Genomic DNA, 22,075 nt, shown 5'->3' on the forward strand with positions numbered 1-22,075 from the left:
TCTGGCAAGGACCTTAGCCGGCGATATATTTGCACGGAGGACGTCGGCGGACTTCCTCTATGCCGCGAGTTACCTATGCCGCAAGTCACCGTTCCAGTAGTGGTGCAGGTTTTTTTGTGCGTGGCTCCTCGAGAGACTCACAAATCTCTCGGCAGTACCAACCGCTCAAAGCCGAAGTCCTGCGATGAATGGAGACGAAAGAGAGCCAGCGGCGTCGCAAGGAAACTAGGTCACCACGGCTGGGGCGAGAGTCTCCGGGTCAGCGTTCCTGAGAAGCTTAAGCGCTGCCTCCAGTATCCCAACATCCTGGGCAACAGTGCCGCCGCTTATACCGACGCCGCCGACGACTACGCCGTTTTGCACGAGAGGTGCGCCACCACCCATCGCGCAAAAGCGTTCTTGTGACATCAAATGAAAGAGTCTTTACCGGGCTGCACGAGATCGAATAATGCTGATGTTCGTAGTTGCGTGAGCGCGGAGGTGTAAGCCTTGCGCTCTGAAATCAGCATCGAAAAGGCGAGGGCGCCGTTCATCCTATGCTGGAGCACAGTGTTCCCGTGAACATCGATCACGCTGACGCCCATCGGAACTTGGGCACGCAGAGATTCCGTCTTCACATGACCGGCGATGTCCTTCGCCAGAGCAAGCATGTCCATGTCACTGTTCCCCTGTTGAGTTGTGTCAGGTTGGAATGACTGGGAGTTTGCGGCGGCAGCAGCCATATCGCTACTGAACCTTGGTATCGCCGAGACAAAGTATTCGGCTGCGTCACCTTCTCGGAGCGGATCCGATCAAGGAAGCTGAGGGCAGGCTCCAGCGAGGAGCATCGGCGAGTGCGCAGGACGTGCGGTTCGGACTGGGCCTCGGCATCATCAATGCCGAGCAGTGAAGTCCACCTAGGCGACGCCGACGTCTTTTAGGAGTTGGCAGGCGACATGGATGAGTGACGCCAGCTTTCGAATGCGCAGAGCGTGTGACGCTTCCCGCCAGGGATTCTCACGAGGGCACCGTCACACCGGCAAGATATAGCCACCTACTCCGGTCGGCGATACGATCGTATTATAGATTGCCAATGGCTTTGTTCGCTATTTTCACTGAGACGGTCCGGGTGGACTGCGACGGCGGATACGGGCTACCTGCCCTCGCAGGGCTGGCTCGCGAATGCCAACCCGTAGGGAAACAATATGAGATCGGACATCGTGCCGGGCGCGCCATTTCCAGACTATGAATTGAGCGATCACACGGGAAAGCGACGTAGGCTGTCTGAACTCCAAGATTGGAATCCGATGGTGATTGTCCTTAGCCGTGGCAGCTTCTGCCCCAAGGACAGATGCCAAGCGGAACGCCTGCTTCAGCTTCATCGTGAGATGGAGGTAGGATACTGTAAGATGGTCACCATCAGCACTGACACCGTCGCGGAAACCCACGAGTTTCGGAGCGGCGTAGGGGCGCATTGGCCTTTCCTGTCAGACCCGCGACGTACCATCCAAAAGGATTTAGATATCGCGGAGTACACGGATCCGGCGCACAACCCAATGATACCACACGTCGTTGTTCTCGAGCCCGGACTGATCGTTTACAGTGTGTATAACGGCTACTGGTACTTCGGCCGCCCCACAATCGAGGAGCTGCGGCAAGACCTCCGGGCCGTTGGGCGGAAGTGTTTCCCGGACTGGGACATTACGCAACCAGAGCTTCGAACCGCTTGGAAACAAGGCCGCAAGGAACAATTCTATCCGTACGGTAGGTCCTTTTCCCAAACTCTTGCCGACGAACCGTAAGGGACTGGTAGAAGGCAGTGGGAAGGGCGAGTGCCAGCCAGCTTGTTCCGTCCCATCTCGGGTCCGCAGCGACATCCGAAGCGTAACCTGGATATTCTCACGGACTGCCAGCCCCCACGGACCAGCATTCGGACTGACTGCCTTGCCTTCACCGGCACTACTGTAGGTATTTGGACAGGAGCGCTTGAGAAAGTCCAATCCGAACTTGTACGCACTATCATGAGCCTGTGCTGCTCTGACAGCATCGATTGCGCACGAGGTAGACCAGCCGCTTTCAGGCATTATCACCAATGCCGGCGCCTGCCTCCGGGCACTGGCGGCCGATCCACAAAACGTGGATGGAGCGCTGGAAATTGCGCGGCGTTCCATTCGGGACGGCAATCGGGCGGCCGATGTGGGTGTCGGTACAAAAGTATCGCCGATACCAACGTGCAATAGCATCCAATAGATCGCTTAGGTCATCTGCATATCACTTCTGACCCTCGTCAGATGTACCTTTGGACGCCCATCGTCATTGGGACGATGGCGAAAACCCAAGAGAGGTCTACACCATGAACATCAAAGCGATTGGTCTCGGTGCATTTGCACTTTTTTGTGTCGGCAGCACAGCCCTCGCCGGCGCACTCGATGTCGTCGACAACATCGGGCCATTCTACACCGACGCCTCGATGAAGACCCTGAAGCCTATGCCTGAGTTCAAGGCGGTCTTCATGGCCAAGCCGAAGCCCATGCGCGAAATGATCATGCGCGAATGCAACGACGCAGCGATGAGCAAGCCCTATGCCGAGTTCTGCGCCAACGTGAATGCCCTCGGCGGGATGAAATAGTCCCCCGTCATTGCCCCCGCGAACGGCGCCTAAAATGGTGGCGGGCAAGCCCGCCATCAATTTTCCGCGTCGAAGACCACAATCAAACCATGGAGGGAGTTCGCGCATGAAGACGAATCTCTTGTTGGCCTCGTTCCTACTCATCACTTCGATTGGGCTGCCGAATGGCAGTTTTGGGGCCGACGCTATGGGTCTATCGATGAGTTCCAAAGGATCACACGGCTTATCCGTCCAGGGCTCGATTTTCGGCTGGTTTGCCGGCCAATCGGAGTTGGCGTCAATCACGCAAGCCGACGAGTGGCTCAATTCGCCACCACTGACGCCGACGGCACTCCGTGGAAAAGTCGTCCTTGTGAGTTTCTGGACTTACACCTGCATCAACTGGATGCGCGCACAACCCTATCTCCGCGCTTGGTCGAAAAAATACCAAAGCCAGGGGCTGGTCGTAATTGGCGTCCACTCCCCGGAGTTCCGGTTTGAGAAGAACGTCGAGAACGTCCGCCGCGAGGTGAAAGCGCTGGGGGTCGACTATCCCGTCGCCATCGACAGTAAGGGAGCGATCTGGAGCGCTTTCAACAACAGTTTCTGGCCGGCATTCTATTTCATCGATGCTCAAGGGCGAGTGCGTGATCAGCATTTCGGTGAAGGTTCATACGACGAGTCCGAGAAGATCGTTCAGCGATTGCTTGCAGAAAGCGGCAACGAGGTCGTAGGCAGTGATCTGGTGTCGGTCGATGCGCGCGGCCTCGAAGCCGCTGCGGACAAAGCCAACCTGAAGTCTCGGGAAAATTATGTCGGCTATGAACGCACCCAAGGCTTTGTTTCCCTGGGCGGAGTAATTCGCAACAAGTCGCATCTCTTTGAAGCGCCGGCACAGTTGCGCCTGAACGAATGGGCGCTTTCGGGCGACTGGATCATGGCAAGCGACGGCGTGTCGGTGAAAAGGACCAACGGCCGCATAACGTACCGATTTCACGCCCGCGATCTGCATCTGGTGATGGGGCCGGCATCGCCGGGAACGTCCGTGAAATTCCGCGTCCTTATCGATGGTCATCCACCAGGCGGATCTCACGGACTTGACGTCGATGAACACGGCAACGGAACGGTAAGCGAACAACGCCTGTACCAGCTTATCCGGCAACTAGGGCCCATCGTAGACCGCCAATTCGATATCGAATTTTTTGGCCCTGGCGTCGAGGCATTCTGCTTCACTTTTGGCTGATTACGAAGCTGTCGCCCATCCCCGTGCCCCTTTGATCGAGCCGAGCAAAAGCGGGATTAGCAAGTGGAGGGATCAAAGCTGTCGATTTTTGGGTTCGGCGACTACGGCGCGTTGGTTGGTGTGCAGGCTACCCAATCGATGCTTTGCTATCTCTGGTGCGGCGAGTTCCGAAGGTATCGGCAACACGTTGGTGCAATGGATTTGCGCATCAGGTCGTCAATTTGTCCTGCACTTTCCGAATGGTTGGGAAGAATACGAGGGGCGCCATGATTGAGTTCTTTCTAGCGGTTTCGTCCGCTGCCGGTTCCGCCAGGTTGGTCCACGGATCGTCGTGCGGGACGCCAACGCCCTGGGAACTGCTCGTAGGCCTCGCGCTGGCTTTTTGGAGAAGACTATCAACCTCGACGTCACGGCGTTAACCGCGCCACCCTTCCGGTTAAGTCGGCCAAGCGTGGGTGAAGCACGCTGATCGACATTCCTGAGAGTGCCTCGAACGTTCGTTACGTCATATCGCTTTTTCCACACCCCAACTGCGTTCCTCGCGCCGGCTGCGGTGGATCCCCAAGCCGTCGACTTTCATGGACCCTCGATGGTATGCCATCCTGACATCGGCAAGACGCTCTCAAGGTGCCGGCAAAGCCGTATTTTGCATCGCACTTCTTGTTCGTCCTCCAGGCCCACCAAAATTCACTTATAACATTTTGATTTTAGTGCTGCTTTGTGCCGCGGCCCACAAAGTGGACTCAACCCCCCTCGATAGAAGTCAGCTTGGGACAAACTGCCGTCTAATAGGCACGAGAGTTCGCCCGCTTGAGCGATTGAGAGCATGTATGAAAGACAAATAGACAGTGCTGGAACAGAACCAGTGTTCGAAGTTGCCGCGATGTGGCGCGCGATCACGATCATGCGACTGCTGGACCTTCTGGCCAGAAACCGCGTCGCGTGCTGGCCGTGCTGGAGCGGCCCTACATTGCTTTTTTGGTTGTTCGTCTGCGGCTGACTGCGTGGGCGTCCTCTTCGATAGCAGCGGCTATGCAGGATCTCGGTAGATGCATGCCGCATGGCCCACGAGCGGCCAAGGCCCAAAGGACGACAGCATCATACCACCGAAGGCCATTTTCCGTGAGCCGCCACCTAGAAGCGATTGGCCTGGCTGGACGAGCGGCAGGATGTCCGCCGTGCGCAGGCGCACGAGGGCAGAAGTATACGCCTTTGCTCGGAAATCTCGAGCGCGAAGATAGGCGCGCCGTTCATCCGGTGTTGGAGTACCAGATTGCCGTGAACGTCGATGATGCATACTGCGACTGGACGTCGGCCTTTGTCGCTTCCGCTTCCACACGTTCGGCAACCAACTTCGCTTTCTTGGGCAGATCCATGGGATTAGCCTCTGTTTGAGAGGACGCCGTTGCCATCGACAGCGGTTATCGCGGCGGCAACTCGCCTAGGTGAAAAGCCAGCCGATTCTCGACATCTCCGGGCGCCTGGAAGCCCTTAGCGGTAAGCGTTCTGATCCCTTCCTGAGCGGCGGGTCGGCTCAGCGAGGCGATGCAGGCTTCCCAGCCCGCGCCCAGCTCGACATCTGGTGGAAGGCTGGCGTTGACCAAGCGCTTGGTCTGCGCGATCGCCCATTTATCGAACCTGGAAATGCGCGTGGCGAGCGCATCAACGTACGCGTCAAGATCTGCGTCAGGCAGCGCCTTATTCACGTACCCATACGCCTCGGCCTGATCTCCGAGGATGTCCTCGGAGGCCAAAAGGACCTCCATAGCCCGATTGCGACCGATCAGGTGAGGCAGACGGGCCATCGGCCCGCCGCCGGCGACCATACCCACGCCAACCTCCCACTGGGAGATGATGGCCTTTTCCTTACTAGCGAAAGCCATATCGCAGGCAAGGGTGATTTCGCTCCCGTTACCCGTCGCGCGACCTCGGATTAGAGCGATCGAGGCCACAGGCGCGCGCGTCAGTCGCACAAGAAAATCCGGCCAGGGCGGCAGCCCTGTAGACCCAGGCGGCAGCGCGAGCATATCCTCGATCCGTGCCTTGAAGTCTGAATGGTTGAGGAAGTATCCGTCGACGCTACTGTCGAATACCACAACTCGAACGTCTTCGTCAGCCTCAATGGCGTCAATCAGATGTGTGAATTCTTGTACCATCTGCGGACCCATGACATTGAGCGGAGCATTGTCGAACGTAACTCGCCAATAGGCGGGCGTCCGGCGTGTCAGGCGAATCTGCGAGGTGATTGTCTTGGCGTCCACTTGACCCTCCTTCGGTGTTTGCATCCTGGATCTGTTCAACATGAGGCACTGGCTTCCGGCACGCGATTGGACCAACGTATCGTCAAGACCATAGTGTCGGTCCCGCAGAGCAGGGCCGACGGTGATTCAAGCGGGCTTCTGCGCCGTCCCAAGCCGCGCCGTGCCGTCTTGCCTTGTTTCGGGCAGCCCGATTTCTCACGCTCGAACGCAACAACGCGCTCCATCCTGCCGATAGTTGGCAAAGGCCATGTCGGCATCAGCCACCATCTGCGCTGCCCGGCTAGCAAAACGTCCCTAAACGCGTCAGATTGTTGCTTATTAGCTGCCGTATCGGCGTGCCTCAGGCAACTCAATGGAAGGCGCCCGCGGCCGATCCGGTGTGGCCCGGAGTCTGACGAATGGAGCCGCCACCGATCGGCCAAGACTATTCACGCAACAACTCTCAGATTTTGTGGGAGGACGGGGAGCGCATATTCCGTCGCGGCTTGCGATCGACCGACAATGGTGAACACCGTGCTGTCCTCATGGTGGAGCTTGCCGCGAGGCGCCCATCACGCGCAAGCGTCGATCGCCTCATGCATGAATACGAGCTTCGGGATAAGCTCGACGAGGTATGGGCGGCGCGACCTCTGGATTTCGTACGCGAAGGTGGTCGAACCACACTGATACTCGACGATGAGAGGGGCGAGCCACTCGACCAGTTGTTAACGGGGCCTATGGAAATAGCTCACTTTCTGCGCTTGGCCATCGGAATTGCAGAGGCTGTTGAGAGGCTGCACCGCAGCGGGTTGATCCACAAAGACATAAAACCCGCCAATATCCTGGTTAACGCTGCGACTGATCAAGTGCGGCTGACGGGTTTCGGTATCGCATCGCCGTTACCGCGGGAGCGCCAGCCAGTCCACCCTGCCGACACGATCGCCGGTACGTTCGCCTATATGGCGCCAGAACAGACCGGGCGAATGAACCGGTCGATCGACTCCCGCAGTGACCTCTACGCTCTCGGCATTACCTTCTATCAAATGCTCGCCGGAACTTTGCCGTTCACGGCAGAAGACCCAATGGAATGGGTACACTGCCACCTCGCTAGGTGGCCCGTTGCGCCTGCTGAACGGTTGGGCGATATCCCCGACATCGTTTCGGCCTTGGTAATGAAGTTGCTCGCGAAGACGGCTGAAGACCGCTACCAAACCGCGTCCGGCCTTGAGAGCGACCTTCGCCGCTGCGCGCACGAATGGAGGGCGCAGCGCCGGATTGACGACTTTTCGCTTGGCAAACACGACACGCCGGATCGCCTTTTGATTCCGGAAAAACTGTACGGTCGGCAGAGAGACATCGGGACTTTGCTTGCCGCGTTCGACCGGGCTGTCAAAGGTGGCGAGCCCGAATTGGTGCTGGTTTCCGGCTATTCCGGCATCGGCAAATCCTCGCTTATCAACGAGCTTCAGCCGGCACTCGTTCCTCCGCGGGGGCTTTTTGCCTCCGGCAAGTTCGACCAGTACAAACTCGACGTTCCCTACTCAACGCTTGCACAAGCCTTCGAAAGCCTGATCCGGCCGCTACTCGGCAAAAGCGAAGTCGAACTTGCTCCGTGGCGCGATGCGTTGCGGGAAGCATTGGGCCAAAACGCAGCACTGATTGTCGACCTCGTTCCCGAAATAAAGCTCATTATCGGAGTGCAGCCTCCGGCGGTTGAGCTGCCGCCTCAGGACATGCAACGGCGTTTCCATCTGCTGCTTCGGCAGTTCATTGGCGTATTTGCGCGGCCTGAGCATCCCCTGGCCCTCTTCTTCGATGATTTGCAGTGGCTCGACGCCGCAACTCTCGACTTCCTTGAGGATCTGTTGAGCCGGTCCGACCTGCACAATCTTCTTCTCATCGGTGCGTACCGCGACAATGAAGTCACGGCGGCTCACCCCCTCATGCGCAAGTTGGACATGATGCGTCCCCTCGGCAGGATTGAGGAAATTAAGCTCAACCCGCTGACGGTACCGGATCTGGGGGAACTTGTTGCTGCCTCGTTCCATTGCGAAGTCGAGCGGGCGTCCTCCCTGGCCCAACTGGTTCATGCGAAGACGAACGGCAATCCTTTCTTTGCGGTCCAGTTCCTGCACGTATTAGCCGACGAAGGCCTCCTAACCTTCGATCACGAGCAGAGGCAGTGGACCTGGGACCTTACTAGTATCAGCGCAAAGCAATATACGGAAAATGTCGTGGAGTTTCTCGCCCCGAAGCTGGCGCGATTACCGCCCGACACGCAGAACGCGTTACGGCAGCTCGCCTGCCTCGGTAACTTTGCCGAAGTGGCGACGCTCTCGATGATTCTGGAGATGCCCGAGGAACAGATGCATGGCGTCCTCTGGGAGGCGCTGCGCGATCAGCTGATCTACCGCCTTGATCGCAGTTACAGGTTCGCTCATGACCGCGTGCAGGAAGCCGCTTATGCGATGATCCCGAGAAGGTCGCGAGCCAGCGCACATTTGACAATCGGTCGACTGCTCGCATCCGGTATCCCACCGGAAGAGAGAGGCGAGGCGATCTTCAACATAGTCAACCAGTTTGATCGAGCCGCGAGACTGATCACCACCGAGCCGGAACGCGAACAAGTCGCTGAACTAAACCTGATTGCCGGGAAAAGGGCAAAAGCGGCAGGCGCCTCAATGGCGGCGCTGAGATATCTCTCGGCCGGCCGTTCCCTGCTTGGGAAAGCAGCATGGGCACGGAACCGTAGGCTCATCTTCGAAATCGAGCTCCAATTGGGCGAGTGCCAGTATCTGCTTGGGCGACTAGCGGAAGCGGAACGGCGCCTCTCAGCGCTGTCGAAGCGCGCTCAAAACCCCGTCGATGCCGGCGCTGTCGTCTCTCTGCGCGTCAACCTCTACATGGTAATGGATCGAAGCGACGATGCCGTCGCCTTGGGTCACGCCTATCTGCGTCGGCATCAACCTCGATGGCGGCTGAACCCGACAGCAGAAGATGTCAGGAAGGAATGCGGTCGATTGTGGCGGCAGATCGAGACGTTATCGATCGAGTCGCTGCTTGATCTGCCAGCGATGAGCGATCCGAACCAGCAGGCGACGATGAACGTACTAACGGCGGTGATTGGAGCAGCGCAGTTCACCGACGTGAATCTTTTTCACCTCATCATCATCCATATGGCTGCTCTCAGCCTTGAATACGGAAACACCGAAGGCTCGTGTCTTGCGTACGCAGTCTTAGGCAGCGTGCCAAGTCCGTATCCGGACCAAGCTCAGGCCGGATACCGGGTGGGTAAAATTGCCTTGGAATTGGTCGAGAAGCGCGGATTCCATCGCAGCAGGGGTATCGCCCACTATGGATTTACACTTTTCATCGCGCACTGGATACAGCCCCTGGCTACCTGTCAGGAACTGTTCCAACGCGCCTTCGAGTCCGCTCGGGCTGTCGGCGACCTGACCATTGCGTCCTTCGCTCGGGTCGACCTGGTTACAAATCTTTTGGCAACGGGACACCCACTTGAGGAGGTCGAGGACGAGGCCAACAGCGCTCTCGCTTTTGTGCAAAGCGTGGGCTTCGGGCAGATCGGCGACGTCATCGTAGCGCAAATCAGGTTGATCCGGGCGCTCCGAGGACAAACAAATGATCTGAATTCGTTCGAGGACGATGAATTCCGCGAAAGATCTTTCGAGCAGCGTCTTGAAGGCGATGCTCGCCTGGCTATCGCCGCCTCGCGATATTGGATTCGAAAACTGCAGGCCAAGGTCCACGCCGACGACTATGTTGGAGCGGTGGAGGCCGCATCGAAATCGGAGTCGCTTCTTTGGACGCTACCGTCCCAGCAAGAGCTGCCTGAATACCATTTCTATACAGCGCTCGCCTGGGCTGGACATTGCGAAGCCGCTATTCCCGAGGGCCGGCATCATGCTCTGCAGGAATTGCGCTCTCATCACGACCGGATCGCTCATTGGGCCGAGAGCGGGCCCGAGAATTTCGCCAATCGCGCAGCACTCCTCGGCGCTGAACTGGCCAGGCTTGAAGGACGAGAAAATGATGCAATGCAGCTTTACGAACGGGCAATTCGCCTGGCTCGCGAGCAAGGCTTCTTACATAATGAAGGGCTGGCTAACGAGTTGGCCGCGCGATTCTGGGCTGCCCGCGGCTTCGAGACGATTGCGAACGCGTATTTTCGAAACGCCCGTGACTGCTATCTCCGCTGGGGAGCCGATGGAAAGGTGAGGCAACTCGATCGGCTGCTTCCTGGGCTCAGGCCTGAGCACCCGATCGCCGGTCCGACCTCCACGATCACGACGCCGGTCGAGCATCTCGATCTCGCGACGATCATCCGAGTCTCGCAAGCGCTATCGGGCGAGATGGTACTGGAAACGCTAATCGACAGGCTCATGCGATCGGCTATCGAGCACGCAGGCGCCGAGCGGGGGCTTCTGATTTCTCCCGAGAGTGGAGAATTGCGGATAGACGCAGAAGCGACCGCGCGTGGCGAGGTCGTCGTCGTGCGAGTACCAGAACAGCGGGCGCCCAGCACGGCCCAGATGCCAGAGACGCTAATTCGCTACGCAATACGAACCGGAGAGACCGTGATCCTCGGTGATGCAGCGGCCCGAAACGCATTTTCTGGCGATGTTCACATCGTTCAAGGCCATGTTCATTCCATCCTCTGTCTCCCGTTGGTCAACCAGGGTAAGCTGATCGCCGTTCTCTATCTTGAAAACAATTTGATCCGAGATGTGTTCACGCCGGACCGTGTCACCGTCCTGAAGATGCTTGCGTCGCAAGCTGCAATTTTGCTCGAGAATACGCGACTTTATCGCGATCTGGCGGATCGAGAGGGAAAGATCCGGCGCCTCGTTGACGCCAACATCCTGGGCATCTGCATTTGGAGTGACGAAGACACCATCGTTGAAGCCAACGAAGCTTTCCTGCGTATCCTTCATTACGAGCGTAAGGATGTCGTGTCCGGCCGGTTGCGTTGGAAGGACCTGACCCCAGCAGAGTGGCGCGAACGGGATGAACGTGCCATGGCAGAGCTCCGAGCAAACGGTACCTTTCAAGCATTCGAGAAAGAGTTTTTTCGTAAGGATGGTGGTCGAACGCCTGTGTTGCTTGGCGGCACTCGATTTGAAGAAGGCCGTAACGGAGGCGTCGCCTTCGTACTCGATCTGACGGAACGCAAGCGCGCCGAAGAGGCACTCCTTGAAAGTGAACGAAACTTACGGTCTGCAATTGATGGGATACCCGGCCTCGTTGCGATCTTGGCTCCCAACGGTGAAGTCGAAGCCGTAAATCGCCAAATCGTCAACTATTGTGGCCGGCATTTGGATGAACTGAGGAGCTCGGGCCTAGGCGGAATTGTACATCGTGACGACCTGTCGCGCCTTCTAGAGATTTTCACCAAGTCTATCGCCTCGGGCGTTCCCTATTCGATCGAGGCGCGCTTGCGACGGTTCGATGGCGAATTCAGGTGGTTCGACATCCGCGGCATTCCAGTCCGCGACGCATCGGAGCGCATTACCCGCTGGTACGTTCTGCTGACCGATGTCGAGGATCGCACGCAAGCGTTGGTCCGATTGCAGCAGATGCAGTCGGATTTCGCTCACATCAATCGCGTGAGCACAATGGGAGAGCTGGCTGCTTCGCTATCTCACGAAATCCTGCATCCCATTGCCACGGCGCGTAACAACGCGCGCGCGGGAATGCGTTTTCTGGAGATGGATCCGCCAAATCTGGATGAAGCCAGGGAGGCAATCGGCTGTGTCGTCAGAGACGCCGATCGGGCTCGGGACATCGTCGGCCGTGTACGCGATCACATCAAAAAAGCGCCTCCGCGTAAGGAACCCTTCGATCTCAACGAGGCGGTCCGCGAGGCTCTTGCCATGGTACACAGCGCATTCGCGAAAAATAAAATCGCGATCACTGCTCGATTGCCGGAAGAACAGATTCCTGTTCAAGGGGATCGCGTTCAGCTGCAACAAGTAATTGTAAACTTGGTTCTCAACGCTGTGGACGCGATGGGTTCGGGTAACGAACGAGCAAATGAGCTAACGGTCAGAATCGAACGAGGGGAAGCCGACGGAGTGGTGCTCGTCAAAGTCGCGGACACAGGGCCAGGCATTAGTCCGCAAAATCTTGAGCGTATGTTCGAACCCTTCTACACCACCAAGGACAGCGGAGTAGGGATGGGACTGTCGATCTGCCAATCCATTATCAAAAGCCATGGTGGCCAGCTATGGGCGGAGCCGAACAAGCCTTTCGGCGCCCTATTTCAGTTTACGCTGCCACCTCCGCGGGACGACTCATGAATATTCTCCGAATGGCTTGGCGCTTAAGGCCAAGCTAAGGCAGTGCTCAAGCTCGCCATCGTCCATCGGCTTCCCAAGGTAACAAACCACGCCGTCTTTCATCGCCTGTTTTTTCGCTGCTTCATCGGGGTATGCCGTCACCAAGATGGTTGGGAGGGCGCACCTCACCTTGACTAGATGTCGATAGAGCTCAATGCCAGTCATGCCGGGCATGTGAATGTCGGCGACCAGGCAAGCGGTCTCAGCCAAGACACGAGAGGCCAAAAAATCGGCAGCTGATGGAAAGGCCTCTACATTGTAGCCCAATAGTGTGATCAGTCTCCGCATCGAGTCGCGAAATAGCTGATCGTCGTCAACAATCGATATCAGCGCTGGCTTTGATATGGCGGGATCAGGCATCTTAGCCTCGCTTCGACGGCGCTCCTCGATCTCGCGCCTGCGTACACCGCTAGTGTCAACCGCAGTTCCTTGTGATGCAATGCCGCGATCCCTAAGCGATGGCTTAGATCGCTCAGCCGTTCGCTTAGATGAGAGGTGCTGTTCGACTTCGGCGACTGCCTGTAGGATGAAGCTGATATCGTCGGAAGATGCACTCCGCTTAAAGGCAAGTACCGGATGGGTGACGCAAATCCCAGTGTCCTGATCATTGATGACGATCCTGAGTTTCGTGACTCGGTTGCGCGCCTGTTGCGGACGGTCGGCTTAGAGACACGGCAATTTTCGTCCGTTTCCGAATTTCTCAAGGCTAATCCCACGGACGGCCCCACCTGCCTGGTTCTGGATGTGAGGCTGCCGGGGCAGAGTGGTCTCGAGTTTCAGCGAGAGCTAATTGCAGCCAATCGACAACTGCCCATCATCTTTATGACGGCGCATGCTGACGTAACGATGAGCGTGCAAGCGATGAAGGGCGGTGCGCTGGAATTTCTCACCAAGCCTTTCCGCGATCAGGATCTACTTGATGCCGTTGAGGCCGGCCTTGCTCGCGATCGGGCCCACAAGGATCGCGACAAGATGCTGCGTGCGCTTCGCGAGCGTTTCGGCTCGCTTAGTTCCCGGGAGCGTGAGATCTTCGTCGAAGTCGTTGCCGGCCGCCTGAACAAGCAGATTGCCAGCGATCTCGGGATCTCCGAATCCACCGTCAAGGTACATCGGACAAATCTGATGCGGAAAATGAGGGCGCAGTCGCTTCCCGAACTCAGCCGAATGGCGGGTGCGCTGAACTTGGTTTCGGACGAGCCTAGGCATCAGTAATCGGGCAATTGGCGTCATCGACGCCAGCTTTACATGGACACTTGCCCCATGTGATCGGTGCTTTGGCACGGTGAATTCAGAACGCGTCGGAAGAGACGCATGCCCTCCTCCTAAACGATAGCTTATCCCAGTCGACTACAAGAGAACTATCGAGTCCCAGCGGCCAATAGCGCACGGCCGATTAATCGTCATTTTAGTCACCAAATGAGAGCCCTTCAGAGCTCGCGAAAACGACTACGGCTTAGTCAGGATAGACCAGAACCACGATCGCTCGCCCTGGACCAAGATGACAACCTGGAACCACTATGATCTCGAACCGCAGCCTAGCACCAGACTGCGGGCAAAGGAGCCGGCTCTGGATCGCCGGATCGGCTGGCATCGTGCCGAGGGGTTGATCATGCTTTCTTGGGCTGTTCACAAAGAAACTACTTTCGGAATCCAGCCAACCAAAGCCGTTGCACCGTGGTGCCTGGAAATGGTGATCGGACTAGGTGCGATCACCGGCGAAACTGACGTCTAGGCTACAAGACGGTTCGACGATGCGAATGCCCTCACGCACCACCCCTGGCGGCGAGATCAACCGAACAGAGAGGGTCGCACGAACAAAGCCAAAGAGGCATCCGATCGAGCCTGCCGAGCACTTGGCGACAGGCGCGGTGGGGCGCTGGCGCGATAGAAGGCAAACGCAAGAACGGCTTGCGGAGTCTCGTGGCAGTTTCAAGAGGACTGCAGCAATGGAGATTGATCAGAGCGAGATATTGAATGCGCTTCCGGTCATGGCGTGGACAACATTGCTGGACGGATCTGTAGATTTCATCAATCGACTCTGGTGGGAGTACACGGGCTTTCGAATGGGCCAAAGCGGTGGCTGGGAATGGCAGGCTGCGGCCGAGCCGAGTGATCTGCCACAACTGCGTGAAGAGTGGCAAGTGATCCTGAAATCCGGGAAGCCAGGTGAGATGGAAGCGCGCTTGCGGCGCTTGGACGGGAGGTATCGCAGGTTTCTTATGCAGTTCAACCCGTTGCAGGACAAGGCCGGACGAGTCGTCAAATGGTTGGGGGTAGCGACCGACGTCGAGGATGTTCGGCGCGCAGAGCAAAAGCTGCGGCGAGGCGAGCTCGACCTGCAGTTGAGTATCGACAGCATCTCTGTACCCACGGAGGTGACGACGGCCACAGGCGAAGTCGAGGGCGTCAATCGACCTGCTCTGGAATTTTTTGGCAAGACATTGAACGACCTGAAGGAACGGAAAGCCTCCGAAGTCGTCCATCCAGATGATCTCGAACAATCGATTGCTGTCCAATTGGAGGCGCACCGGTCAAGGAGCGCATACAACATGGAGAGCCGGCTTCGCCGAGCCGACGGGGTGTACCGCTGGAACAACGTCCTCGGCATGCCTTTGCCGGACCAGCCAGGTAACATCCTACGTTGGCTCGATTTGCTCATGGACATCGATCAAAGGAAGCGGGCCGAAGACGCGCTGGCCGCAAGCGAGCGCAATCTGCGGCTGACCATCGATACTATCCCGGCCCTGGCATGGTCGGCGCGACCGGACGGTGCGGCCGAGTTTTTGAGTAAGCATTATCTCGACTACATTGGAGTGTCGGCAGAAAAAGCCCAAGGCTGGGGTTGGTCGTCAGCTGTCCACCCTGACGACCTGGCTGGGCTTACCGCAATCTGGAAGTCTTTGCTCGCCTCGGGATTGCCGGGCGAGGCCGAAGCGCGGCTTCGTCGCTTTGATGGCGAGTATCGATGGTTCATCTTCCGCGTAAGTCCGTTGCACGACGACAGTGGGAACATTGTCAAATGGTATGGTGTCAATACTGACATTGAAGACCGGAAGCACAGTGAGGAAAGCTTCCGCGCAATCGTCGAAACGACGCCCGAATCCGTGAAGGTGATTGCACGCGAGGGCACCGTGCTGCGTGTAAATTCCGCCGGCGCGGTCATGGCTGGCGTTTCGTCGGCCGACGTGCTGGTCGGCCAGAACTTCTTTGACTTTGTCGCTCCCGAGCACCGCGAAAAGTATAGGGCATTCCACGACAGTATCTGCGCCGGGCAAAAAGCCTTCATCGAGTTCGACCTGATTAATGCGCTTGGCGTTCGCCGTCACGTGGAGACCCACGCGGCTCCCTTGCGCAACGGAGACCGATCAGTCGCGCAACTGGGAATCACACGCGACATAACCGAGCGAAAGCAGATGGAAGAAAGGTTGCGGCGCAGCGAGGCATTTCTGGCAGAAGGACAGGATCTGGCTCGAATGGGGAACCTTTCCTGGCGTGTGGCGAGTGGCGACATCGTCTGGTCCGAACAACTCTACCGGATCTTCGAGTTCGAGCAGGGGACTAGGGTAACGCTCGATCGGATTGCCAGCCGGATCCATCCTGAAGATGAGCCGCAGTTGCAGGATATGGTGGCGCGGGCCAAGCGCGGTGAGAGCGATTTCGAATACCAGCCTCGAATCGTGCTGCCTGACGGCTCCATCAAGTACCTACGTTTGATAGCCCACCGTGCTCGCGATGATGAAGATCAGGTCGAGTATATCGGGGCAGTGCTCGACATTACGCAACGCCGGCGCTCTGAGGAAGCGGTGGAGAAGCTGCGATCGGAGCTTGCCCAGGTCACTCGCGTAATGAGCCTTGGCGCATTGACAGCCTCGATAGCTCACGAGGTCAACCAGCCGCTCGCGGGAATACTCACCAATGCCAGCACCTGCCTTCGCATGCTCGCAAGCGATCCACCCAATATCGAAGTCGCCCGAGAGACAGCGCGACGTGCGATACGTGACAGTAATCGTGCCACGGATGTGATCGCGCGATTACGTGCGCTCTTTAGCAAGCGCGAGGTGACCAATGAGCCCGTCGATCTCAACGAGGCCGCGCGAGAAGTCATTGCACTGTCGTCGAGCGATTTGCAGCGCAACCGCGTGATGCTCCGTGCCGAACTGGCTGACGACTTACCGCCGGTCGCCGGCGATCGCGTGCAACTGCAGCAGGTGATCATGAACCTTCTGCGCAACGCCTCGGACGCTATGAGCGTCATCGACGATCGTCCGCGGCTGCTATCCGTCTGCACAAGCCGCGATGCAGATGGCCAAGTTCGCTTTTCTGTACGCGATGCTGGCATTGGGTTCGGGACGGAGGGCACGGAACGGCTTTTTGAGGCGTTCTATACTACGAAGAGCGAAGGCATGGGAATCGGACTGTCCGTCAGCCGATCGATCGTCGAGAGGCACAACGGTCGGCTTTGGGCGCAAGCCAATGACGGTCCCGGGGCGACATTCTCGTTCTCGATACCAGATTGTGGCTGAAATACTCTCCCTCATGCAGAGCCATGGAGCGGCAGGCATCCGATCGGGCTATCGTCGTACCATCAATTGACGTGCGATGCGAAGCTCAAGCCCTCCTGCAATGCCCCGTGAAGGCTTGAAAGCCGCGGCATCATCTTTGCAGTCGACACAAAGTCCTCGTGATCGCTTGACGCCGGCGCACAAATTCGCTCGCGAATCCGGTTCGTCATGCCGAGCGTGGCAACATGCAGCATAAGTACCCGGTCGGTCGAGGCTATTCAAATGCGACCAACATTCAAAGGGGACGTCCTACTTTAAGACGCCCTGGATGAAGAGCAGGTCCTCATCCCGCGGAAAATCACATATCCCTATGGCGCTCGCCGCATCCTGGATCAGCGCGGCCACCTCATGGGGGTGGGAGACCATTACTAGGTGCGAAGCGTCCGGGACGACCACGACCTCCCGAGCATGGGCGCGGGTGGCCATGAAAGCCATAGCAGGGGGCGGAATGTTGCGGTCTGCGGCGCCGTAAATTGACCAGGACGGGATCGTTTTCCACGCCGCCCGAACCGTTCGGTCGGACAGGGCGGCTCGATTCACAGGACGCTGGGCGGCGCCAATCAGCCGCGCGTCGGCATCGTCTTCACCGCGGCGAAGCTGACGGCCTTTATTATCGCTCCGCTTTTTCGTTGCGGCGGTCAAGCCGACAGCATGCCTGCGCGCTGGGATCGTCACCCTTCTGCTGGCATCTGCCGCAATGACATTGTCGGTGGATCTCACCTGGATCAGCGTCTGCCGTATGGTCCAGGGGCTGGCCGGCGGCACAATCCTCGTCGCCGGTCAGACACTGCTGCTCTTTCGTTTCCGGAGTCGAAGCCACGCGGAGACGAGCCCTCCAGTCATTCAGGAGCTAGCTCAAGAGGGTCAGCGCGACAGGGTTGTAGTGCGATCGGATCGCCGGGGCTTAAAGGGCGAGGGGTGATTGGGAACACCCGATGGACCACTCTCAATCAAGCATCGCAGCGCTCCTCTTCGCAGGGAATTGAGCCGTTTCTTCCTCAAGGGTGTGTGCCGAAGTTTGAAGGTCTGCGAAATTCGCCGTACTAGGCCGTGAACTCATAAATGCGGTATGACTGAGATGGGTGTGGAAAGAGGACATCCGCTTCTATAGGGATGGAGGATGGTAGACCCACTACTTCTCACCTTCGTTGCACCAATAGTCGTGATCGTTGCCTCCGCTATTGGCTTGCGGTTCGGTTTCCCCTTTGGCTCGCCATTCCATTTGATGCCGTTGTTTTCGTGGTGGCCGGGTATTCTTCATGAGGGCGTTCAGCAGAGCTGCCTCATTGCTGAAAGCGAATGCATTGGCGCAACAGCCACTGTCTACATCGTCTCCGGCTTCTGGTTCATGGCCGTTGTGACCCTGATCGCCAGCGCTGCCCTCGAGCATCTCGCCGGAGGCTTTTACGTCGACCAGATAGGCGCGGATAAGGCAAATGCTGCCGTGGTCAGAACAAGCCCACGCTCATCTTCGTCCCGAAGCAGGCTGGCGAGACGGTTCAAACCGTCGTGAAAGTTTGGGGCTCTGACTTTGTGGGGTCCACGGCGCAGTTCTCCTACCGCGTTGTCTTAACAGCCTTCTCACTTCTTCCAAGTGGGTATGCCTTGGGAAAATGCACGCCCCTTGTACCCGGAACCCGACACCGCGGGTGGCCATGCTGGTTGAGCTAGCTTCACAATTACTAGTTTGCGCTGTACTCATGTGAATGGGGAAATATTAGACATGGGTGCAGCAAAGGGGCGAATATCGTGGCAGAGCTTACCGGGGCGGGTGCCATAGAAATCATCCCGATCCACTTCGACGTACCCGAACACCACCTTGAACTGAAAACCTTCATTGAGACTGCCGCACAGACAGAGCTGATTATAGCAGGTCTCAATGAGTACCTGTTTGAAGGAAGGCTTGAATATCAAGTTCTAGTACTACCGCCAGAAATCGGAACATTCAAAACCAGATTGGCAATAGCTGCTGCAACCGCTGCGACAATATCATGGGGTGCTGTCGAAAGCGACATTGGAGCGGCATTCATCAAGGGGCTCACCGGGCATGAACCAGTCTATTGGTCGGAACTCGCTGGTGGTTATGTAGGCGAGTTGCTCGCCGACGAGATGAAAGTACCGCCTTCCGCCACTGACGCCCGAATAGAATGCCGTACGGGCGCACTAATCCTAAGCGAGAGTACAAAATCATTCTTGCAAAAAGACGTTTCAGAACTCAACAAGATCGGTATTCGTCCGACGCAATTCCGAGAAGGGTATGAGGCTCGCAACAAATTCTATGAAGCATGTGCTGCAGATACTAAAATACAGGGAGTTGGGTTCACTGATGCCGATGAATTTCCAATCAGGCGCGGTGACTTCGGGCGGTTGCATGTGGCGCTTCCGCCGAAGGAAAAGGATCTCGATGACCGGCCATGGCATGTTGCAATTGATACCGTCAAAGTGACGTCGCCCAATTGGGAGCGCGGCGACAAGCAGCGACAATGGAAGGGCAGAGACAGTTCAGGCCATGAGCGGCTTTTCAGGATCGAAGACGAGCAGTTCTGGCACCTTGTCACAAATCAAAAGCTGAATCCGCACATCTTCGATACCATAAAGGTGCAGTGGGCTTTCCGTTCAGAAATGGGCAAATTGAAGGACACCCGCGTTCTGCGGGTCCTAGAATATAATGAAAATACCCTAGCGCCGCCGCTTGATGGCAACGCATTGGATGCACTCCTCGGCCAGTATGGAGATATGGTTGGCAGCGCAGCCGGTTCGGGAGGCTTATTCGACCGACTCTGATGACTCGGCGACGCTCGGTTCATCACGAAGTGAATAGGATCCAAAGGCTGGGAGCCTTTTCTTTGGAAAACCATACGGATCGGCGGGTCATTCTTAGTCTGGATCGTTTCGCTGCCTGATCGGCCCGTTGCGGTAGGTAGGTAGGTGGGCTTTCTCAGATGAGGTATCCGGCGACAATGCTCACGCCGACCGTAATGTTCGCTCCTAAAGATTGCAGCCAGAAGCCGTCTGTTCGCTTTCGGCCCCAAGGCTGCCGGTCAGCAATGCGCCTCAATGTGTCATTCCCACGACGCCGTCCATCCACCAAAGCGGACATCACACATTTGCAGGCCACAGGCAAGTTGTGCGCCCGACATCCATCTCGAACGACTGGGGTCGGTCCTACGCGGACCATCCGAACAATGGCTCGGAGCTATCTTCCTTTGGCTCGGCAGTAGTGCCAGAGTGGACGGAGGGAGCACGACATGAGTGAGACCCGCAAAATAGCAGCGATCCTGGTCTCGGATGTAGTCGGCTACAGTCGGCTAGCCGGCGCGGATGAAGACCGCATCTTGGCACGGCTGCGCGCGCTGCGTAGCGACCTCATCGACCCCACCATCTCCATTCATCGTGGTCGCGTCGTCAAGCGCACTGGCGACGGGAGCCTCATCGAGTTCAGCAGCGTTGTAGAAGCAGTGCGCTGCGCGATCGAAGTGCAGAATGCCATGGTTGAGCGCAATGCCGGGGTGCCGGATGACCGCCGCATCGAGTTCCGGATCGGCATTCACCTGGGCGACGTCGTGCAAGAACGCGATGGCGACCTTATGGGCGATGGGGTCAATATCGCCGCGCGCCTGGAAGGAATCTGCGAACCTGGCAATATCTGTCTTTCCGAACAAGCCTATTGGCAGGTTAAGTCAAGGCTCGATATCGCGATCAACGATCGCGGTGAGGTGCAACTCAAGAACATTGCCTATCCGATCCGGGTTTATTCGCTGCAGGTCGGCGTCCCAACTAAGGCAAAGCCTGCGGCACCAACTGCGCCTCTTGTTCTAGAGAAGCTTTCGCAGCCGCTCGCACCGCCCGACAAGCCTTCAATTGCTGTGCTGCCCTTCATCAACATGAGTGGCGATTCCGAACAGGAATTTTTCACCGACGGGCTGACGGAGGACATCATCACCGATCTGTCGAATGTGTCCGGCTTCTTCGTGATCGCCCGCAACTCCACCTTTGCCTATAAAGGCAAGCCCACCGACGTCCGTCAGATCGCTCGCGATCTGGGCGTCAAATATGTTCTCGAGGGCAGCGCCCGCCGATCCAACCACCGGTTGCGCGTCAATGTTCAGCTTATCAATGCGGCAGAAGGCGGCGATCACGTGTGGGCCGAGCGCTTCGACCGCGAAATCGCCGACATATTCGACGTTCAGGACGAAGTCACGCGACGCGTTGTTGAAGCGATTTCTGGCAAGCTTGGTGAAAAGAAACTTGTTGCCCGTTCCCGACCGTCAAATCTCGAAGCCTATGATCTTTGTGTTAGGTCGCGAGGCAAGTGCAACAATTCCAGTTCAGACAATCGTGAGGCGTGTGCTGACCTGGAGCGTGCCGTTCAGATCGATCCAAACTACTGCGAGGGGCACAGCAATCTTGCCATCTCACTGCTATTTGGCTGGATTATCTGGGGTGAGCCACAGGAACCCAGCCGCGCAAAGGCTCTGATGCACGCGAAACGGGCCGTGAAAATCGATCCCGACGATTCCCACGCTCGCAGAATCCTAGGCTGCGTTCAGCTTTATGAGCGCAACTGGGATGAAGCAAAATCCCAATTCGATGCTGCCGTTCAGCTTAATCCCAACAATGCAGATGCGGTTGCGTGGATGGGTGAGCTGCAAATCTACTTAGGCGATCCGCAAGCGGCGCTGATAGCTTGTGGCGCAGCGCTCCGTATAAATCCTCGTCCACCCGGTTGGTATTTCTGGATCATGGGCATGGCGCAGATTTCCGCCGGTCACTACGAAGAAGCAGTTGCGTCCTTGAGCCGAGAGGAAACGTACGGGACGGGTTCGAGGGAGCACCTGGTTCCCGCGCTTGCCCTTGCCGGTCGCGTTCCTGAGGCACAGCAGGAAGCCCGCCTATTTCTGGCGGGCAATCCAAATTGGAAGGTCGGTGATTTGGTGGCGAACTCACCCTTCAAGAGCCCGAGTGATGCGCAGCCGTTAGTTGATGGCTGGCGTCTGGTGGGGTTGCGGGAATAGCGCGTTGGCAGCAAGACTGGAAAGGGGTGCTGGTTAGGGCCGCCGGGCGCCTAACAGCCAAGAGACGTCCCC

Annotated in this window: 15 protein-coding genes; 9 read left to right on the forward strand and 6 right to left on the reverse strand. The window is 57.4% G+C overall.

From position 1 onward, the window contains the following. Positions 1 to 225 precede the first annotated feature (225 nt). Positions 226 to 408 (reverse strand): heme-binding protein, encoded by a 183-nt coding sequence (locus NKJ04_RS27070; protein WP_050592728.1) that lies wholly within the window; start codon positions 406 to 408, stop codon positions 226 to 228. Beyond that, on the reverse strand, positions 408 to 656 hold the full coding sequence (locus tag NKJ04_RS27075) for a GlcG/HbpS family heme-binding protein (RefSeq protein ID WP_164892856.1): 249 nt from the start codon (positions 654 to 656) through the stop codon (positions 408 to 410). The genes NKJ04_RS27070 and NKJ04_RS27075 overlap by 1 nt, the downstream gene beginning before the upstream one ends. Before the next feature lie 528 nt (positions 657 to 1,184). Between NKJ04_RS27075 and NKJ04_RS27080 the strand changes: the two genes are divergently transcribed. The 3 genes from NKJ04_RS27080 (at position 1,185) to NKJ04_RS27090 (ending at position 3,830) form a co-directional block, all read left to right on the forward strand. After that, positions 1,185 to 1,781, forward strand: coding sequence for a redoxin domain-containing protein (locus tag NKJ04_RS27080; protein ID WP_023812737.1), 597 nt, complete (start codon positions 1,185 to 1,187; stop codon positions 1,779 to 1,781). Positions 1,782 to 2,332: 551 nt separating this feature from the next. Further along, on the forward strand, positions 2,333 to 2,608 hold the full coding sequence (locus tag NKJ04_RS27085) for a hypothetical protein (protein WP_023812738.1): 276 nt from the start codon (positions 2,333 to 2,335) through the stop codon (positions 2,606 to 2,608). Positions 2,609 to 2,714: 106 nt separating this feature from the next. Continuing rightward, positions 2,715 to 3,830, forward strand: a complete 1,116-nt coding sequence (locus tag NKJ04_RS27090; RefSeq protein WP_352678232.1) for a redoxin family protein — start codon at positions 2,715 to 2,717, stop codon at positions 3,828 to 3,830. A gap of 1,250 nt (positions 3,831 to 5,080) precedes the next feature. Here NKJ04_RS27090 and NKJ04_RS27095 read toward each other — a convergent pair. Together NKJ04_RS27095 and NKJ04_RS27100 are read right to left on the reverse strand one after the other, a co-directional pair. Beyond that, positions 5,081 to 5,206 (reverse strand): hypothetical protein, encoded by a 126-nt coding sequence (locus tag NKJ04_RS27095; protein ID WP_023812740.1) that lies wholly within the window; start codon positions 5,204 to 5,206, stop codon positions 5,081 to 5,083. Between the two features lie 45 nt (positions 5,207 to 5,251). Then, positions 5,252 to 6,115 carry an enoyl-CoA hydratase/isomerase family protein gene (locus NKJ04_RS27100; RefSeq protein ID WP_050592736.1) on the reverse strand — a complete coding sequence of 288 codons (864 nt, stop codon included), beginning with the start codon at positions 6,113 to 6,115 and terminating at the stop codon, positions 5,252 to 5,254. A 374-nt stretch (positions 6,116 to 6,489) separates the two neighbouring features. Between NKJ04_RS27100 and NKJ04_RS27105 the strand changes: the two genes are divergently transcribed. Next, complete coding sequence (locus tag NKJ04_RS27105; protein ID WP_352678234.1) at positions 6,490 to 12,387, forward strand: AAA family ATPase; 5,898 nt, start codon at positions 6,490 to 6,492, stop codon at positions 12,385 to 12,387. On the opposite strand, the gene NKJ04_RS27110 is transcribed toward NKJ04_RS27105, so the two are convergent. Beyond that, positions 12,382 to 12,786 (reverse strand): response regulator transcription factor, encoded by a 405-nt coding sequence (locus NKJ04_RS27110; protein WP_031213567.1) that lies wholly within the window; start codon positions 12,784 to 12,786, stop codon positions 12,382 to 12,384. The two genes, NKJ04_RS27105 and NKJ04_RS27110, sit on opposite strands and share 6 nt — an antisense overlap. Positions 12,787 to 13,002: 216 nt before the next feature. Here NKJ04_RS27110 and NKJ04_RS27115 point away from each other — a divergent pair, with 216 nt between their 5' ends. Continuing rightward, the gene (locus tag NKJ04_RS27115; protein ID WP_023812743.1) at positions 13,003 to 13,638 is read left to right on the forward strand and encodes a response regulator transcription factor; all 636 of its coding nucleotides are present in this window, start codon (positions 13,003 to 13,005) and stop codon (positions 13,636 to 13,638) included. Positions 13,639 to 14,372: 734 nt separating this feature from the next. Continuing rightward, positions 14,373 to 16,949 carry a PAS domain-containing sensor histidine kinase gene (locus tag NKJ04_RS27120; RefSeq protein ID WP_352678237.1) on the forward strand — a complete coding sequence of 859 codons (2,577 nt, stop codon included), beginning with the start codon at positions 14,373 to 14,375 and terminating at the stop codon, positions 16,947 to 16,949. A gap of 288 nt (positions 16,950 to 17,237) precedes the next feature. On the opposite strand, the gene NKJ04_RS27125 is transcribed toward NKJ04_RS27120, so the two are convergent. Continuing rightward, complete coding sequence (locus NKJ04_RS27125; protein WP_352678240.1) at positions 17,238 to 17,753, reverse strand: alpha/beta fold hydrolase; 516 nt, start codon at positions 17,751 to 17,753, stop codon at positions 17,238 to 17,240. 355 nt (positions 17,754 to 18,108) lie between these two features. Between NKJ04_RS27125 and NKJ04_RS27130 the strand changes: the two genes are divergently transcribed. The 3 genes from NKJ04_RS27130 (at position 18,109) to NKJ04_RS27140 (ending at position 22,003) form a co-directional block, all read left to right on the forward strand. Then, complete coding sequence (locus NKJ04_RS27130; protein WP_128302961.1) at positions 18,109 to 18,501, forward strand: hypothetical protein; 393 nt, start codon at positions 18,109 to 18,111, stop codon at positions 18,499 to 18,501. Between the two features lie 236 nt (positions 18,502 to 18,737). Continuing rightward, the gene (locus NKJ04_RS27135) at positions 18,738 to 19,772 is read left to right on the forward strand and encodes a hypothetical protein (protein WP_128302962.1); all 1,035 of its coding nucleotides are present in this window, start codon (positions 18,738 to 18,740) and stop codon (positions 19,770 to 19,772) included. A 464-nt stretch (positions 19,773 to 20,236) separates the two neighbouring features. Next, positions 20,237 to 22,003 (forward strand): adenylate/guanylate cyclase domain-containing protein, encoded by a 1,767-nt coding sequence (locus tag NKJ04_RS27140; RefSeq protein WP_031213570.1) that lies wholly within the window; start codon positions 20,237 to 20,239, stop codon positions 22,001 to 22,003. Positions 22,004 to 22,075: the final 72 nt, after the last annotated feature.

Origin of the sequence: Mesorhizobium sp. M0618, assembly GCF_040320765.1 — a bacterium.
GTDB lineage: Bacteria > Pseudomonadota > Alphaproteobacteria > Rhizobiales > Rhizobiaceae > Mesorhizobium.

What these genes read in the sequence shown, in the direction of transcription:
- NKJ04_RS27130 (WP_128302961.1), top strand. Translation starts at nt 18,109, where the DNA reads ATGGTAGACCCACTACTTCTCACCTTCGTTGCACCAATAGTCGTGATC.
- NKJ04_RS27080 (WP_023812737.1), top strand. Translation starts at nt 1,185, where the DNA reads ATGAGATCGGACATCGTGCCGGGCGCGCCATTTCCAGACTATGAATTG.
- NKJ04_RS27085 (WP_023812738.1), top strand. Translation starts at nt 2,333, where the DNA reads ATGAACATCAAAGCGATTGGTCTCGGTGCATTTGCACTTTTTTGTGTC.
- NKJ04_RS27110 (WP_031213567.1), bottom strand. Translation starts at nt 12,786, where the DNA reads ATGCCTGATCCCGCCATATCAAAGCCAGCGCTGATATCGATTGTTGAC.
- NKJ04_RS27140 (WP_031213570.1), top strand. Translation starts at nt 20,237, where the DNA reads ATGAGTGAGACCCGCAAAATAGCAGCGATCCTGGTCTCGGATGTAGTC.
- NKJ04_RS27075 (WP_164892856.1), bottom strand. Translation starts at nt 656, where the DNA reads ATGGACATGCTTGCTCTGGCGAAGGACATCGCCGGTCATGTGAAGACG.
- NKJ04_RS27115 (WP_023812743.1), top strand. Translation starts at nt 13,003, where the DNA reads ATGGGTGACGCAAATCCCAGTGTCCTGATCATTGATGACGATCCTGAG.
- NKJ04_RS27100 (WP_050592736.1), bottom strand. Translation starts at nt 6,115, where the DNA reads ATGCAAACACCGAAGGAGGGTCAAGTGGACGCCAAGACAATCACCTCG.
- NKJ04_RS27120 (WP_352678237.1), top strand. Translation starts at nt 14,373, where the DNA reads ATGGAGATTGATCAGAGCGAGATATTGAATGCGCTTCCGGTCATGGCG.
- NKJ04_RS27105 (WP_352678234.1), top strand. Translation starts at nt 6,490, where the DNA reads ATGGAGCCGCCACCGATCGGCCAAGACTATTCACGCAACAACTCTCAG.
- NKJ04_RS27095 (WP_023812740.1), bottom strand. Translation starts at nt 5,206, where the DNA reads ATGGATCTGCCCAAGAAAGCGAAGTTGGTTGCCGAACGTGTGGAAGCG.
- NKJ04_RS27070 (WP_050592728.1), bottom strand. Translation starts at nt 408, where the DNA reads ATGTCACAAGAACGCTTTTGCGCGATGGGTGGTGGCGCACCTCTCGTG.
- NKJ04_RS27090 (WP_352678232.1), top strand. Translation starts at nt 2,715, where the DNA reads ATGAAGACGAATCTCTTGTTGGCCTCGTTCCTACTCATCACTTCGATT.